This is a genomic window from Streptomyces alboflavus (genome assembly GCF_000716675.1).
Taxonomy (GTDB): Bacteria; Actinomycetota; Actinomycetes; order Streptomycetales; family Streptomycetaceae; genus Streptomyces; species Streptomyces alboflavus.
Map to the genome: position 1 here is coordinate 12,976 of NZ_JNXT01000060.1, position 15,053 is coordinate 28,028.

The window sequence follows — 15,053 nt, forward strand, 5'->3', positions numbered from 1 at the left end:
ACCGCACCCCCGCCTCCGGCTAACCAGTAAAAGACACTTGACTGGTTAGCCGGAGGCATGCTCGAATCACCTCATCGACAACCACTGAAAGAGCGATGAGGGGTTAGATATGCGCGCCCAGGTGCACTACTGGTCCGTCGAGGTCCGCGGCCACGAGATCTTCTACCGCGAGGCGGGTCCCGCCGACGCCCCCGCCCTGCTGCTCCTGCACGGCTTCCCGACCAGCTCGCACATGTTCCGCGACCTCATCCCGCGCCTCGCCGGGCGGTACCGCGTCATCGCGCCGGACCACGTCGGCTTCGGCCGCTCGGCGACCCCCGCGGCCACGGACTTCCCGTACACCTTCGCCGAACTCGCCCTTGTCACCGCCGAGTTCACGGAGAAGATCGGCCTGGACCGGTTCGCGCTCTATGTGCAGGACTACGGCGCCCCGATCGGCCTGCGCCTCGCGCTCGCCCACCCGGACCGGGTCACGGCGATCGTCACGCAGAACGGCAACGCCTACGAGGACGGGCTCGGCAAGGAGGCGTGGGCGCCCGTGTTCGCGTACATCGCGGCGCCGAGCGAGGAGACGGCCGGGCCCGTCCGCGAGATCCGCTCCCCCGAGGGCATCAAGTGGCAGTACACGCACGGCGTACCGGACCCGAGCGCGGTCAGCCCGGACGCCTGGGACCACGACGTGGCCATGATGGCGCGGGACGGCCAGGACGAGATCCAGCTCGCCCTCATGGGTGACTACGGCAGCAACATCGACCTCTACCCGGACTTCCACGCGTACTTCCGCGCGAGCCAGGTGCCGGTGCTCGCCGTGTGGGGAGGCCACGACGAGATCTTCGTGCCCGCCGGGGCGCTCGCCTTCCAGCGCGACCTGCCCGAGGCGGAGATCCACCTGCTGCCGACGGGCCACTTCGCCCTGGAGACGCACGCGGAGCAGATCGCGGGCCTGATGGACGACTTCCTGGCCCGGCGCGTGTGCTGAAGTCGGGTGGGCCGACACGGATACGTCACCGCCCCCGGCCGGGGTGGGGCCCAGGCCGGGGGCGGGGGTCGGGGTGGCGTCGGGCCGCAGGCGGGCCCGACGCCGGTCGGGGGATCAGCCCATGTGCGGGTAGGAGTAGTCGGTCGGCGGGACCAGCGTCTCCTTGATGGCGCGGGTCAGGGTCCAGCGCTGCAGGTTCTGCGGGGCACCGGCCTTGTCGTTGGTGCCGGAGGCGCGGCCGCCGCCGAAGGGCTGCTGGCCGACGACGGCGCCGGTCGACTTGTCGTTGATGTAGAAGTTGCCCGCGGCGTAGCGGAGCTTCTCCATCGTGTACGCGGCGGCCGCGCGGTCGCCCGCGATGACCGAGCCGGTCAGGGCGTAGTCCGACGCCGACTCCATCTGGGTCAGCATCTCCTCGTACTTGTCGTCCTCGTAGACGTGGACGGCGAGGAACGGGCCGAAGTACTCGGTCGTGAAGACCTCGTTCGCCGGGTCGGTGCACTCGACGACGGTCGGGCGCACGAAGTAGCCGACGGAGTCGTCGTACGTACCACCGGCGACGATCGTGCAGGTCTCGTCCGCCTTGGCGCGGTCGATCGCGGCCTTGTTCTTGGCGAACGAGCGCTCGTCGATGACGGCGCCGATGAAGTTCGACAGGTCGGTGACGTCACCCATCTTGATGGCGTCGACCTCGGCGGCGAACTCCTCCTTGAAGCCCGAGTTCCAGATGGAGGCCGGGACGTACGCGCGCGAGGACGCGGAGCACTTCTGGCCCTGGAACTCGAAGGAGCCGCGGGTCAGCGCGGTCTTCAGGACGGCGCGGTCGGCGCTCGGGTGGGCGACGACGAAGTCCTTGCCGCCGGTCTCGCCGACCAGACGCGGGTAGGTGCGGTACTTCGCGATGTTCTCGCCGACCGTCTTCCACAGGTGCTGGAAGGTCGCCGTCGAGCCGGTGAAGTGGATGCCCGCGAGGTCGCGGTGGTGCAGGGCGACCTCGGAGACCGCGATGCCGTCGCCGGTGACGAGGTTGATGACGCCCTTGGGCAGACCCGCCTCCTCCAGGAGCTGCATGAGCAGGACGGCGGCGTGCGTCTGCGTCGGGGACGGCTTCCACACGACCACGTTGCCCATCAGGGCGGGGGCGGTGGGGAGGTTGCCCGCGATGGCCGTGAAGTTGAACGGCGTGATCGCGTAGACGAAGCCCTCGAGCGGGCGGTGGTCGAGGCGGTTCCAGACGCCCGTGGAGTTCGCCGGGGGCTGCTCGGCGAGCAGGTCACGGGCGTACTTCACATTGAAGCGCCAGAAGTCGACGAGCTCACAGGGCGTGTCGATCTCGGCCTGCTGGGCGGTCTTGGACTGGCCGAGCATGGTGGAGGCGGCCAGCGTCTCGCGCCACGTCGTGGACAGCAGCTCGGCGGCGCGCAGGATGATCGCGGCGCGGTCGTCGAAGGACATCGCGCGCCACGCCGGGGCGGCGGCCAGGGCCGCGTCGATGGCGTCCTGCGCGTCCTGCTGGGTGGCGCCGCGGCCGGTGCCGATGACGGCCTTGTGGTTGTGCGGCTGCACGACCTGGAAGGGCTCGCCGCCGCCGAGGCGCTTGACGCCGCCGATCGTCATCGGCAGCTCGATCGGGTTCTCGGACAGCTCCTTGAGCTTGGTCTCGAGCCGGGCGCGCTCCGGGGAGCCGGGGGCGTAGCCGTGGACCGGCTCGTTGACCGGGGCGGGGACCTGGGTCACAGCGTCCATGAGTTCCGTAACTCCTTTGTGCGGGGGAAATCTGGCGGCCGGGGGCGGGCTCAGCCCTTGGTGAGGACCGAACGGGCGAAGAACAGCAGGTTCGCCGGCTTCTCCGCGAGACGGCGCATGAAGTAGCCGTACCAGTCGGTGCCGTAGGCGGTGTACACGCGCATCCGGTGGCCTTCGGCGGCGAGCCGCAGGTGCTCGTCGCTACGGATGCCGTAGAGCATCTGGAATTCGTACTCATCCAGTTTGCGCCCGGCGCGGCGCGCGAGCTCCTGGGTGATGGCGATGAGCCGCGGGTCGTGGGACCCGATCATGGGGTAGCCGGAGCCCTCCATGAGGATCTTCAGGATCCGGACGTACGCCTTGTCGATCTCGGCCTTGTCCTGGTACGCGACCTCGGCGGGCTCCTTGTAGGCGCCCTTCACGATCCGCACGCGGCTGCCGTTCGCGGCCAGGCGGCGGGCGTCGTCCTCGGTGCGGAACAGGTACGACTGGATGACGCAGCCGGTCTGCGGGAAGTCCTTCCGCAGCTCCTCGTGGATGGCGAACATCGAGTCGAGGGTGGTGTGGTCCTCGGCGTCGAGGGTGACGGTGGTGCCGATCGCGGCGGCGGCCTCGACGACCGGGCGGACGTTGGCGAGGGCCAGGTCATGGCCGTCCTCCAGCGCCTGGCCGAACATCGACAGCTTCACGGACATCTCGGCCTTCGTGCCGAGACCGAGGTCCTTGAGCCGGTCGATCAGCTCCAGGTAGGCGTCGCGCGCGGCGTGGGACTGCTCCACCGTGGTGATGTCCTCGCCCACCACGTCCAGGGTGACCTCAAGGCCCTTGTCGGCGGCGTCGACGACGATCGGGACCACCTGGTCGACGGTCTCACCGGCGATGAAGCGGTCGACGACCTGCTTGGTGCCCGGCGCCGCCGACACGAAACGGCGCATCTGGTCACTGCGCGACGCGGCAAGGATCACGGGACCCAGCACGGGCACCTCCACGGGAGTACGAGCGAGTGCCGTACCGACAATTTTGCGACAAAACCGGTACGACACGGAGAACCACCGTGAAACTTATGGATCCGTCCGACCTTGGGCCATCGACACCTGTCACGCATCCGTGGGCTGGATCTCAGACATATGTATGAGGGGCGGGCGGGACTGCGTGACAATGGATTCCGGACGGGCCCGGGACGGGCTGCGTACGGCACGAGTGCGAGGGAAGGGCGGCGGCGGGTGAAGGGCGACTACCAGGAACTGGTCGACGAGATCTCGACCCTGCTCGGCGCGCCCGCCACGCTGGAGAACCGCGACTTCGAGCTGATCGCCTTCGGCGCGCACGACGGCGGCGACGGCCTCGACGCCCCCGACCTCGATCCGGTCAGGACCCGCTCGATCCTCACCCGCCGCTCCACCGCCCAGGTCCGCGCCTGGTTCGAGAGCTTCGGCATCACCCGCGCCACAGGACCGGTCCGTATCCCGCCCACCCCGGAGGCGGGCGTGCACCGCGGCCGCGTCTGCCTTCCGGTACGCCATCGGGGGTTCGCGCTGGGATACGTCTGGCTGCTCGACGACGAGCCGGGCCCCACGGACGCGCAGCTCACCGCCGCCATGGAGGTGGCCGCGCGGATCGGGGCGCTGCTCGCGGAGGAGGTCCGGGCGGGCGCCGACCTCACCCGGGAGTTCCGGGCGGCCCTGACGGCGGAGCGCGGCTGGCAGCGGGACATGACGGTGGCGGCGCTGCACACGGCGCTCGGCCCGCGCGCGGACGGGCCGCACGCCCTGGTGTGCGTGGCGCCCTGGCACGCCCCCGGCTCCCGGCGGCACTCCGGCAGCGGACCCGCGCGCACCGCCCCCGCACCGGACCCGGTCGCCGACCCGGACGACGCGCCCGCGCTGCGGACGGTGCCGGGCGCGGCGGCCCTGTGCACGGTGCCGTGGACCACGGCGCCCGGCGTCCTCGGCCAGGCGCTCGCGGTCCTGGTGCGCCTTCGGTCGGCGGACGCCCTGACGCCCGCGCTCACGGCGGCCGCCCGCCTGGCCGAGTCGGCGGGGCAGGGCGCGGCGGCCGGGGTGGCCGGGGCGCGGCGGGGGCTCGACGACCTGGGGGCGGCCTGGGGCGAGGCGACGGCGGCGGCGCGGGCGGCGCTCGCCGAACCGCGGTTCGCGCCGCTCGCGCGCTGGTCGGACATCGGGCCGTACCGGCTGCTCACGGCGCTGCCCCCGGAGGCGGCGCGGGACGCGGCGGCCCGCGAGCTGCTCTCCCCCGCCCATCGCGAACTGGCCCGCACGGCCGAGGTGTTCCTCGACCGCGCGGGCCAGGCGGGACGGGCGGCGGCCGAGCTCGGCATCCACCGCCAGACCCTCTACTACCGCCTCTCGCGCGTGGAGCAGCTCACGAAGCTGGACCTGGACGAGGGCGAGGACCGGCTCCTGCTCCACATGGTCCTCAAGGCGTCACGCCTGTAGCGGACGCCTGGCCGATCAGGCCTTGACCAGGTCGTCCACCGTCGGCGCGACCCGGCCGAACAGGTCGCCGATCGTGGCCAGCGCGGCGGTGTGCAGGGCCGCCGCGGGCAGGGCGGCGCCGTCGGTGTCGGCGAGGGTGCGGGTGGCGGTGGCCTCGGCGACGACGGTGGGCCGGTAGCCGAGGTTGAAGGCCCCCTGGGCGGTGAAGGTGACGCACATGTGCGTCATGAACCCGGCGAGCACAAGATCCGCGCCCGCCTCGACGCCCAGCTCACCGAGGACCTCCTGGAGCCGGGTGTCGTGGAAGGAGTTCGGGAACTGCTTGACCACGACGGGCTCCCCGTCGACGGGGGCGACCTCGTCGCAGATGGCGCCGATCTCCGCGCGGATGTCGTACGGGGTGCCTTCTCCCCCGTCGTTCACGATGTGGACCACGGGGATCCGGGCGGCGCGGGCGGCGGCGAGGAGCCGGGCCCCGGCGGCGAGCGCCTCGCTCGCGCCCTCCAGCTCCATCACGCCGGTGGTGTACGTGTTCTGGTAGTCGATCAGGACGAGGGTGGTGTCACCGAGCCGGGGCAGCTCGGCCTCCAGGCCGATCACCTGACGGAGGGTGGCGGAGGGCTGCGTGGGAGCGGTCATGAGGGGGTTCCTTTCGAGGTGGGTACGTGGCGGGCGCGCGGGCACGGCGAAGCCGCACGGCTCGCGTGAGTGCCCCGGTGCCCGGGTTCGGTCGGTGAGAGCGGTGCCGGATCCGGCGGCCCGGATCGTGGTGCGGAAGCGGCGGGTCAGGTCGCGGTGCGAAAGCGGCGGCGATAGGCCGCGGGGGTCGTGTCGATCTGCTTGCGCAGCGCCCGGTGCAGGGTCTCCACGGAGCCGAACCCGCTGGCGGCGGCGACCCGTTCCAGGGGTTCGTCGGTGCTTTCGAGGAGGCGGCGGGCCGCCTCCACCCGGACGGCCTCGACGTAGGCGGCGGGTCCGGTGCCGGTCTCCTGGCGGAAGACCCGCGCGAAGTGCCGTTCGCTGAGGGCCATCCGCCCGGCGAGCGCCCCCGCCGACAGGTCGGCGTCGAGGTGCTCCGCGATGTACGTCCGCAGCTCCTCGATGTCCCGCCGGGACGCGGGCGGCCGGCTCAGCGGTACGGAGAACTGGCTCTGCCCGCCCTGACGCTTGAGGTACATCACCAGTTGCCGGGCCACCGTGAGGGCGACCTCCTCGCCCAGGTCCTCGGCGACCAGGGCGAGCGCCAGATCCATGCAGGCGCTGATGCCCGCCCCGGTCCACACCCGCCCGGACCGCACGAAGATCGGGTCGGCGTCGACCGTCACCTCCGGGTGTTCGGCGGCGAGTTGGGCGGCGGTGGACCAGTGGGTGGTCACCCGCTTCCCGTCGAGCAGCCCCGCAGCGGCGAGGACGTGCGCGCCGACGCACACCGACGCGACCCGCCGGGCGCCGGGCGCGGTCTCCTTCACCCACGCCACGACGTCCTGGTCGATCCGGGCGACCGGGCCTTCGGGAAGCATGTCGACGGCGCCGGGCACGAGCAGCGTGTCGATGACACCGCCGCCCCCGCGCGCCCCGCCGCCGCCGACCTCGGCGAACGAGAGGTCGGCGAGGAGCCGCACCCCCGCCGACGTGGTGACGGCGCCGCCGGTCGGCCCCGCAAGCTGCACGTCGTAGCCCGCGCGGCCGCCGGTCTCGCGGTTGGCCAGCGCGAACACCTCGGCCGGGCCGGTCACGTCGAGCAGGTCGACGTCCGGGAAGACCGCGATGACGATGCGTCGGGAACGGGGCATGGACTTATCGTCGCCCGCGCCCCGCACATCCACAATGACGGGCTTCTGTCACATCCGGACACGCGCGTGCGCCAGGAATCCGGACACGCGCGCGTCAGGAGTCCGGGCCGGGCGCCCCCGCCCGCGCCATCACCCGCCGCAGCCCCTCCGTCAGCTGCGCCGCGTCCGTCGCCGAGTCCGGGTCGAAGAGCCACTGCACCATGAGCCCGTTGAGCAGCGTCGTATAGAGCCGCCCCTCGGCCTCCAGGACGTCGTCGGGCAGCCGGTCCTCGTCGATGCCGAGGATCAGCGCGGCCAACCCCGCGCGCCCCTCCTTCTGCGCCTTGACGACCAGTTCGCGCACGCCGGGCAGCCGGTCGCCGTGGGTGATGAACTCCATGGTGAGCACCCACACCCCGCGCGCCTGAGGGAACGTACGGATGACGTTCCCCCACACCTCCTGGAACCGCTCCAGGGACCCGCCGGGCGCCTCGCCGGCCCCGGCCGCCGGGCCGAAGGCGTCGCCGATGGACTCGATGAGCGCGATGTAGGCCTGCGCGAGCAGCGCGTCCTTGGAGCCGTAGTGGTAGCCGATCGACGCGAGGTTCGTCCCCGACTCCTTGACGATGTCGCGGGCCGTGGTGCGCACGAACCCCTTCTCCAGCAGGCAGCGCTTGGCGCCTTCCAGCAGATCCTCACGGTGTCCCATGCGCCAACCCTACCCACGATCCAGACACCTGTCCCACACGATCGTCCCACACGCCCGTCCTACACGCACGTCCCATACGCTCGTACTAGACAGTTGTTTTATACGCTCGTACAGTCCCGCTCATGCCTACGAACCCACCCCCGGCCCCGCAGCCGCCGCAGCCCGTGACCACCACGCCCGTCCCCGCCCGCGCGGGCCGCAAGGAGTGGACGGCGCTCGCCGTCCTGATGCTTCCGCTGCTGCTCGTCTCGATGGACGTCTCGGTCCTGTACTTCGCGGTCCCCGCGATCAACGCCGACCTGGAGCCCACCGGCACCCAGCAGCTGTGGATCTTCGACATCTACGCCTTCGTGCTGGCCGGGCTGCTCATGACCATGGGCTCGCTCGGCGACCGCGTGGGCCGCCGCAAGCTGCTCCTGTGCGGCGCCGCCGCGTTCGGCGCGGCCTCCCTGACCGCCGCGTACGCGAGCAGCCCCGAACTCCTCATCGCCGCCCGCGCCGTCCTCGGCATCGGCGGTGCCACGCTGATGCCGTCCACGCTGGCCCTGGTCCGCACCCTGTTCCGCGATCCCGGTCAGCGCGCGACGGCGATCGGCATCTGGTCCGGAGTCCTGGTCGCGGGTGTCGCGCTCGGCTCGGTGCTCAGCGGGCTGCTCGTCGAGTTCTTCTGGTGGGGCTCGGTGTTCCTGGTGAACCTGCCCGCGATGGCGCTGCTCCTGGCGCTCGCGCCGGTCCTCATCCCGGAGTCAAGGGACCCGCGCCCGGGCCGCTTCGACGTCCTGAGCGTGCCCCTCTCCCTGGCGGCGGTGCTCCCCGTCGTCTACGGCCTCAAGGAGATCCCCTCCGAGGGCCCGCGTCCGCAGTACGTCGTGTCGATCGCCGTGGGCCTCGTCTTCGCCCTCCTCTTCGTGCACCGCCAGCGCACGGCCACGTCACCGCTGATCTCCCCCGCCCTGTTCCGCCGGGCACGCGGCTTCGGCCCCGCCGTCGCCCTCAACCTCGTCTCGTCGTTCGCGGTGATGGGTTCGGCGTACTTCACGACGCAGTACCTGCAGTCCGTGCTCGGCAAGAGCGCGCTGGAGGCGGCCCTGTGGGCGCTGCTCCCCTCGGTCCTCATCGGCTGCGGGGCGCCGGTCGCGACGGCGCTGGTGCGGCGGGGCGTGGACCGGGCGTACGTGGTCGCGGGCGGCTTCGGCGTCGCCGCGTGCGGGTACGGGCTGCTGTTCCTCGCGGACACCGACGCGCTGTGGACGGTGCTCGCCGGGGCGGGCGTGCTCGCCTGCGGCACGGTCGTCGTCGGCTCCCGACTGACCGACCTGGCCCTCGGGTCCGCGCCCGCCGAGAAGGCCGGGGCGGCGGCGTCGCTCATGGAGACCGGGCAGGAGTTCGGCGGGGCGCTCGGGATGGCCGTCCTCGGGTCGGTCGGCACCGGCGTGTACCGGCACGAGATGCCGTCGGGGGCGCCGACGGAGGCCCGCGAGACCCTCGGCGGCGCGCTGGCCGCCGCCGGTCATCTGCCGTCACCGGCGGCCGACGCCCTCACCGCGGCGGCGCGTTCGGCGTTCACCAGCGGCATGCATGTCGCTGCGCTGGTGGGGGCGGGGGTGCTGCTCACTGCGGCGGGGGTGGCGGCGGGGGCGCTGCGCGGAGCCTTCCCCAAGCCCGCCCCTTCCCGATCCTGGGGCTCCGCCCCAGACCCCGCTCCTCAAACGCCGGAGGGGCTATAGACAGCGCCGCTGCGGCACCGTTTTAGCCCGTCCGGCGATTGAGGACGAGGCGCGGAGCGCCGATTCGGGGGAGGCTGTCCCACCCGCACGGGACACCCACCCCCGGTCGGAGCCCTAGTCCGCCAGGTTCACCGACCGGGCCGAGGTCGCCCCGGTCTCCTCCGCCAGCTCCGCGAGGACCGGCTGCGGCACCGTGTCGTCGACGGTGAGGACGGCGAGCGCCTCGCCCCCGACGTCAGCGCGAGCGACCTGCATCCCGGCGATGTTGATCCCGGCCTCGCCGAGGACACGCCCGACGGTGCCGACGACACCGGGCCGGTCGGCGTAGCGAAGGACGACCATGTGGTCGGCGAGCGCGAGATCGACGTCGTAGTCGCCGACGGCCACGATCTTCTGGTGGTGCTTGGGCCCGGCGAGCGTGCCGGACACGGCGATCTCCTCGCCGTCGCCGAGGGTGCCCCGCACGGTGACGACGTTGCGGTGGTCGGGCGACTCGGAGGAGGTCGTGAGGCGCACCTCGACACCGCGCTCCTGGGCGAAGAGGGGGGCGTTGACGTACGACACGGTCTCGTCGACGACGTCCTCGAACACGCCCTTGAGGGCGGAGAGTTCGAGCACCTTGACGTCGTGCTGGGTGATCTCGCCGTACACCTCGACGTCGAGCCGCGCGGCGACCTCGCCCGCGAGGGCGGTGAAGATCCGGCCGAGCTTCTCGGCGAGGGGCAGCCCGGGGCGCACGTCCTCGGCGATGACGCCGCCCTGGACGTTCACGGCGTCCGGCACCAGCTCACCGGCGAGGGCGAGCCGGACGGACTTGGCGACGGAGATGCCCGCCTTCTCCTGGGCCTCGTCGGTGGACGCGCCGAGGTGCGGGGTGCAGACGACCTGGTCGAGCTCGAAGAGCGGGGAGTCGGTGCACGGCTCCTTGGCGTACACGTCGAGTCCGGCGCCCGCGACGCGGCCCTCCTTGAGGGCGGAGTACAGCGCCTCCTCGTCGACGATGCCGCCGCGCGCGGCGTTGACGATGCGCACGGACGGCTTGACCTTGTGCAGCGCGTCGTCGCCGATGAGGCCGAGGGTCTCGGGGGTCTTCGGCAGGTGCACGGTGATGAAGTCGGAGACTTCGAGGAGCTCGTCGAGGGAGAGGACCTTCACGCCCATCTGGGCGGCGCGCGCGGGCTGCACGTACGGGTCGTAGGCGACGACCTTCATGCCGAAGGCGCTCATGCGCTGGGCGACGAGCGCGCCGATGCGGCCGAGGCCGACGACGCCGAGCGTCTTCTCGGCCAGCTCCACGCCGGTGTACTTGGAGCGCTTCCACTCGCCGTTCTTCAGGGCGGTGTTGGCCTGCGGGATGTTACGCGCGGTGGCGACGAGCAGACCGCAGGCCAGCTCGGCGGCGGTGACGATGTTCGAGGTGGGCGCGTTCACCACCATGACGCCCGCCTTCGTGGCGGCGGAGACGTCGACGTTGTCGAGGCCCACGCCCGCGCGGGCGACGACCTTCAGCTTGGGGGCGGCGGCGATGGCCTCGGCGTCGACCTTGGTCGCGGAGCGGACCAGGACGGCGTCGACGTCGGCGATGGCGGGCAGCAGTTCGGCGCGGTCCGCGCCGTTGCAGTGCCGGATCTCGAAGTCCGGGCCCAGCGCGTCGACAGTCGCGGGCGACAGCTCTTCAGCGATGAGTACGACCGGTTTGCCGGTGGCAGCAGTGCTCACGTGAGTCCTCACTAGTCCAATGCAGACGGCCGTCCCGGCGGCCGCAGGCGGTGGAGGTGGCTACCGCGTGGAAGACGCACGACGCTGTGGGCCTGACGCGAATGTGGTTTGCAGTGTAGTGGCGCGTCCGGGTGCCTTATACGCCTCACTGGAAGGATCACCCGGACGTGGCTGGCCGCGACGGACAACAGAATCAGCCCCTCATGGGGGTCCCCCCTGCTCCTTAAGAGCTTGGGGGAGATTGAGGAGCGGGGTCCGGGGCAGAGCCCCGAGGCGGTGCTACGGCCGAGGGGGCCGGGGCAATCGGCCCCGACCCCCGTCGACGTAGCCCTACTCGTTGTCGTTGACCCAAGACATGAGCTTGCGCAGCTCCTTGCCGGTGGTCTCCAGGAGGTGCTCCGAGTCCTGCGTCTTGTACTCGTTGTACTTCTTCAGACCGCCGTGGTACTCGTCCATCCAGTTCTTGGCGAACGTGCCGTCCTGGATCTCGGCGAGGACCTTCTTCATCTCGGCCTTGGTGGCGTCGGTGATGATGCGGGGGCCGGTGACGTAGTCGCCCCACTCGGCGGTCTCGGAGACCGACCAGCGCATCTTCTCCAGGCCGCCCTCGTACATCAGGTCGACGATGAGCTTCAGCTCGTGCAGGCACTCGAAGTAGGCGATCTCCGGCTGGTAGCCCGCCTCGACGAGGGTCTCGAAACCGGCCTTGACCAGCGCGGCCGTACCACCGCAGAGGACGGCCTGCTCGCCGAAGAGGTCGGTCTCGGTCTCCTCGGTGAAGGTCGTCTTGATGACGCCCGCGCGGGTGCCGCCGATGCCCTTGGCGTACGACAGGGCCAGGTCGAAGCCCTTGCCGGTGGCGTCCTGCTCGACCGCCGCGATGCACGGGACGCCGCGGCCCTCCTCGTACTGGCGGCGCACCAGGTGGCCCGGGCCCTTGGGGGCGACCATGCAGACGTCGACGCCCTCGGGGGCCTTGATGAAGCCGAAGCGGATGTTCAGGCCGTGGCCGAAGAAGAGCGCGTCGCCCTCCTTGAGGTTGTCCTTGATGGACTCCTCGTAGACCTGGGCCTGGATCGGGTCCGGGACCAGGACCATGATGACGTCGGCCTCCTTGGACGCCTCGGCCGGCGTGACCACGCGCAGGCCCTGCTCCTCGGCCTTCGCCTTGGACTTGGAGCCCTCGTGGAGGCCGACCCGCACGTCCACACCGGAGTCGCGCAGCGAGAGGGCGTGGGCGTGACCCTGGCTGCCGTAACCGATGACCGCGACCTTGCGGCCCTGGATGATGGACAGGTCGGCGTCGGCGTCGTAGAACAGCTCGGCCACTGGATATCTCCTATGTGTGCTGGTGTTGCGTCCCACCGTACGGCGGGCTGGGTGAGGGAAGTTGTCGGGTCTCGCGATCCGGGACCCGCGCCGCGCGCGGAAGGGGGTGGTCCGCGCGCGGGGCGGGCACTACGCGGAGCGGTCGAGGGCGCGCAGGCTGCGGTCGGTGATGGAGCGCGAGCCGCGGCCGATCGCGATCGTGCCGGACTGGACCAGCTCCTTGATGCCGAAGGGTTCCAGCATCTTGAGCATGGCCTCCAGCTTGTCGCTGCTGCCGGTGGCCTCGATGGTGACCGCCTCCGGGGAGACGTCCACGGTCTTGGCGCGGAACAGCTGGACGATCTCGACGATCTGGGAGCGGGTCTCGTTGTCGGCGCGCACCTTGGCGAGGACCAGCTCGCGCTGCACGGCCGCACCCGGCTCGAGTTCGACGATCTTCAGGACGTTGACCAGCTTGTTGAGCTGCTTGGTGACCTGTTCGAGCGGGAGTTCCTCGACATTCACGACGATGGTGATGCGGGAGATGTCGGGGTGCTCGGTGACGCCGACGGCGAGGGAGTCGATGTTGAAGCCGCGGCGGGAGAAGAGGGCGGCGATCCTGGCCAGGATGCCGGGGGTGTTCTCGACGAGGACCGAGAGCGTGTGCTTCGACATGGGGGTCATGGCGGTCATTCCTCTTCCTGGTTCCTGCTGCTCTCAGTCGTCTTCGTTGTCGCCGAAGTCGGGGCGGACGCCCCGGGCGGCCATGACCTCGTCGTTGGAGGTGCCTGCGGCGACCATCGGCCACACCTGGGCGTCCTCGTGGACGATGAAGTCGATCACGACGGGGCGGTCGTTGATGGCGTTGGCCTCTTCGATGACCTTGTCCAGGTCGGCCGGGTCCTCGCAGCGGATCGCGTGGCAGCCCATCGCCTCGGACAGCTTGACGAAGTCCGGGACCCGGGTGCCCGCGCTCGGCTGCTTGCCGTCCGCCTCCGGGCCGCTGTGCAGCACGGTGTTGGAGTAGCGCTGGTTGTAGAACAGCGTCTGCCACTGGCGGACCATGCCGAGCGCGCCGTTGTTGATGATGGCGACCTTGACCGGGATGTTGTTCAGGGCGCAGGTGGTCAGTTCCTGGTTGGTCATCTGGAAGCAGCCGTCGCCGTCGATCGCCCAGACCGTACGGTCGGGCTGTCCGGCCTTCGCACCCATCGCGGCCGGCACCGCGTAGCCCATGGTTCCGGCGCCGCCGGAGTTGAGCCAGGTCGCGGGCTGCTCGTACTGGATGAAGTGCGCCGCCCACATCTGGTGCTGGCCGACGCCCGCGGCGAAGATCGTGCCCTCCGGCGCCAGCTGGCCGATGCGCTCGATGACCTGCTGCGGCGAGAGCTGCCCGTTGTCCGGGTGGTCGTAGCCCAGCGGGTACGTCTCGCGCCAGCGGTTCAGGTCGGCCCACCAGGCGGCGTAGTCACCGGTGTGTCCTGCCGTGTGCTCGGCCTGGATGGCCTGCACCAGGTCGGCGATGACCTCGCGGGCGTCGCCGACGATCGGGACGTCGGCGGTGCGGTTCTTGCCGATCTCGGCGGGGTCGATGTCGGCGTGCACGACCTTGGCGTACGGGGCGAAGCTGTCCAGCTTGCCGGTGACGCGGTCGTCGAAGCGGGCTCCGAGGGCGACGATCAGGTCGGCCTTCTGCAGCGCGGTGACGGCGGTGACCGCACCGTGCATGCCCGGCATTCCCACGTGCAGCGGGTGGCTGTCGGGGAACGCGCCGAGCGCCATCAGGGTGGTGGTGACGGGCGCTCCGGTGAGTTCGGCGAGGACCTTCAGCTCGGCGGTGGCGCCGGCCTTGATGACGCCGCCGCCGACGTACAGGACGGGGCGCTTGGCGGCGGTGATGAGCTTCGCGGCCTCGCGGATCTGCTTGGCGTGCGGCTTGGTCACCGGGCGGTAGCCGGGCAGCTCCTGCTGGGGCGGCCAGGAGAACGTGGTGCGCGCCTGCAGGGCGTCCTTGGCGATGTCGACGAGGACCGGGCCCGGGCGTCCTGTGGAGGCGATGTGGAAGGCCTCCGCGATGGTGCGCGGGATGTCCTCGGCCTTGGTGACCAGGAAGTTGTGCTTGGTGATCGGCATCGTGATGCCGACGATGTCCGCCTCCTGGAAGGCGTCCGTGCCGATCGCCTTGGACGCCACCTGGCCGGTGATCGCGACCAGCGGGACGGAGTCCATGTGGGCGTCCGCGATGGGCGTGACCAGGTTGGTGGCGCCGGGCCCCGAGGTCGCCATGCAGACGCCGACCTTGCCGGTGGCCTGCGCGTACCCGGTGGCCGCGTGGCCCGCGCCCTGCTCGTGGCGGACCAGGATGTGGCGCACCCGGGTGGAGTCCATCATCGGGTCGTACGCGGGGAGGATGGCTCCTCCGGGAATGCCGAATACCGTGTCGGCCCCGACTTCCTCGAGAGCGCGGATCAGCGACTGCGCGCCCGTGACGTGCTCGACGGCGACGGACTGCGGTCCTGAGGATCGGGGCCGGGGCTGCGGATGGTGGGCCCCGGTGGCCTGCTCGGTCATCGGCATTCTCTTCTCGAAGCTGAGGGTCTTTGCTGAGGATTCTGCGGGGGTGGCGCGGGGTTTTTG

Annotated in this window: 12 protein-coding genes; 3 read left to right on the top strand and 9 right to left on the bottom strand. The window is 71.2% G+C overall.

Features of this window, described 5'->3' with window-relative positions:
- Nucleotides 1-109: 109 nt before the first annotated feature.
- A complete protein-coding gene (locus OO63_RS33615) occupies nucleotides 110-979 on the top strand; it encodes an alpha/beta fold hydrolase (protein WP_030358991.1) in 870 nt (289 codons plus the stop codon).
- Between the two features lie 114 nt (nucleotides 980-1,093).
- On the opposite strand, the gene pruA is transcribed toward OO63_RS33615, so the two are convergent.
- Both pruA and OO63_RS33625 read right to left on the bottom strand, forming a co-directional pair.
- Nucleotides 1,094-2,725, bottom strand: coding sequence for an L-glutamate gamma-semialdehyde dehydrogenase (pruA, locus tag OO63_RS33620; RefSeq protein WP_030358990.1), 1,632 nt, complete (start codon nucleotides 2,723-2,725; stop codon nucleotides 1,094-1,096).
- Nucleotides 2,726-2,775: 50 nt separating this feature from the next.
- Nucleotides 2,776-3,702: a proline dehydrogenase family protein gene (locus tag OO63_RS33625; RefSeq protein WP_030358989.1), complete on the bottom strand. Its 927-nt coding sequence runs from the start codon at nucleotides 3,700-3,702 to the stop codon at nucleotides 2,776-2,778.
- A 171-nt stretch (nucleotides 3,703-3,873) separates the two neighbouring features.
- Here OO63_RS33625 and OO63_RS33630 point away from each other — a divergent pair, with 171 nt between their 5' ends.
- Nucleotides 3,874-5,181: a helix-turn-helix domain-containing protein gene (locus OO63_RS33630; protein ID WP_397622191.1), complete on the top strand. Its 1,308-nt coding sequence runs from the start codon at nucleotides 3,874-3,876 to the stop codon at nucleotides 5,179-5,181.
- A gap of 15 nt (nucleotides 5,182-5,196) precedes the next feature.
- Here the strand turns inward: OO63_RS33630 and OO63_RS33635 are convergent, their stop codons facing one another.
- From OO63_RS33635 to OO63_RS33645, 3 genes are all read right to left on the bottom strand, one after another.
- Nucleotides 5,197-5,820, bottom strand: coding sequence for an isochorismatase family protein (locus OO63_RS33635; RefSeq protein ID WP_030358987.1), 624 nt, complete (start codon nucleotides 5,818-5,820; stop codon nucleotides 5,197-5,199).
- A 146-nt stretch (nucleotides 5,821-5,966) separates the two neighbouring features.
- Nucleotides 5,967-6,974: a GlxA family transcriptional regulator gene (locus OO63_RS33640; protein ID WP_030358986.1), complete on the bottom strand. Its 1,008-nt coding sequence runs from the start codon at nucleotides 6,972-6,974 to the stop codon at nucleotides 5,967-5,969.
- 94 nt (nucleotides 6,975-7,068) lie between these two features.
- Nucleotides 7,069-7,662, bottom strand: a complete 594-nt coding sequence (locus tag OO63_RS33645) for a TetR/AcrR family transcriptional regulator (RefSeq protein WP_030358985.1) — start codon at nucleotides 7,660-7,662, stop codon at nucleotides 7,069-7,071.
- A gap of 122 nt (nucleotides 7,663-7,784) precedes the next feature.
- On the opposite strand from OO63_RS33645, the gene OO63_RS33650 reads away from it, so the two are divergent.
- The gene (locus OO63_RS33650; RefSeq protein ID WP_078619527.1) at nucleotides 7,785-9,389 is read left to right on the top strand and encodes an MFS transporter; all 1,605 of its coding nucleotides are present in this window, start codon (nucleotides 7,785-7,787) and stop codon (nucleotides 9,387-9,389) included.
- A gap of 114 nt (nucleotides 9,390-9,503) precedes the next feature.
- Here the strand turns inward: OO63_RS33650 and serA are convergent, their stop codons facing one another.
- From serA to OO63_RS33670, 4 genes are all read right to left on the bottom strand, one after another.
- Complete coding sequence (serA, locus tag OO63_RS33655; RefSeq protein ID WP_030358983.1) at nucleotides 9,504-11,108, bottom strand: phosphoglycerate dehydrogenase; 1,605 nt, start codon at nucleotides 11,106-11,108, stop codon at nucleotides 9,504-9,506.
- A gap of 330 nt (nucleotides 11,109-11,438) precedes the next feature.
- Entirely contained in the window at nucleotides 11,439-12,437 is a 999-nt protein-coding gene (gene ilvC, locus OO63_RS33660) for a ketol-acid reductoisomerase (protein ID WP_030358982.1), read from the bottom strand.
- Nucleotides 12,438-12,566: 129 nt separating this feature from the next.
- Nucleotides 12,567-13,091, bottom strand: coding sequence for an acetolactate synthase small subunit (gene ilvN / locus OO63_RS33665; RefSeq protein WP_030358981.1), 525 nt, complete (start codon nucleotides 13,089-13,091; stop codon nucleotides 12,567-12,569).
- A 42-nt stretch (nucleotides 13,092-13,133) separates the two neighbouring features.
- A complete protein-coding gene (locus tag OO63_RS33670; RefSeq protein ID WP_078619528.1) occupies nucleotides 13,134-14,993 on the bottom strand; it encodes an acetolactate synthase large subunit in 1,860 nt (619 codons plus the stop codon).
- Between the last annotated feature and the right edge of the window lie 60 nt (nucleotides 14,994-15,053).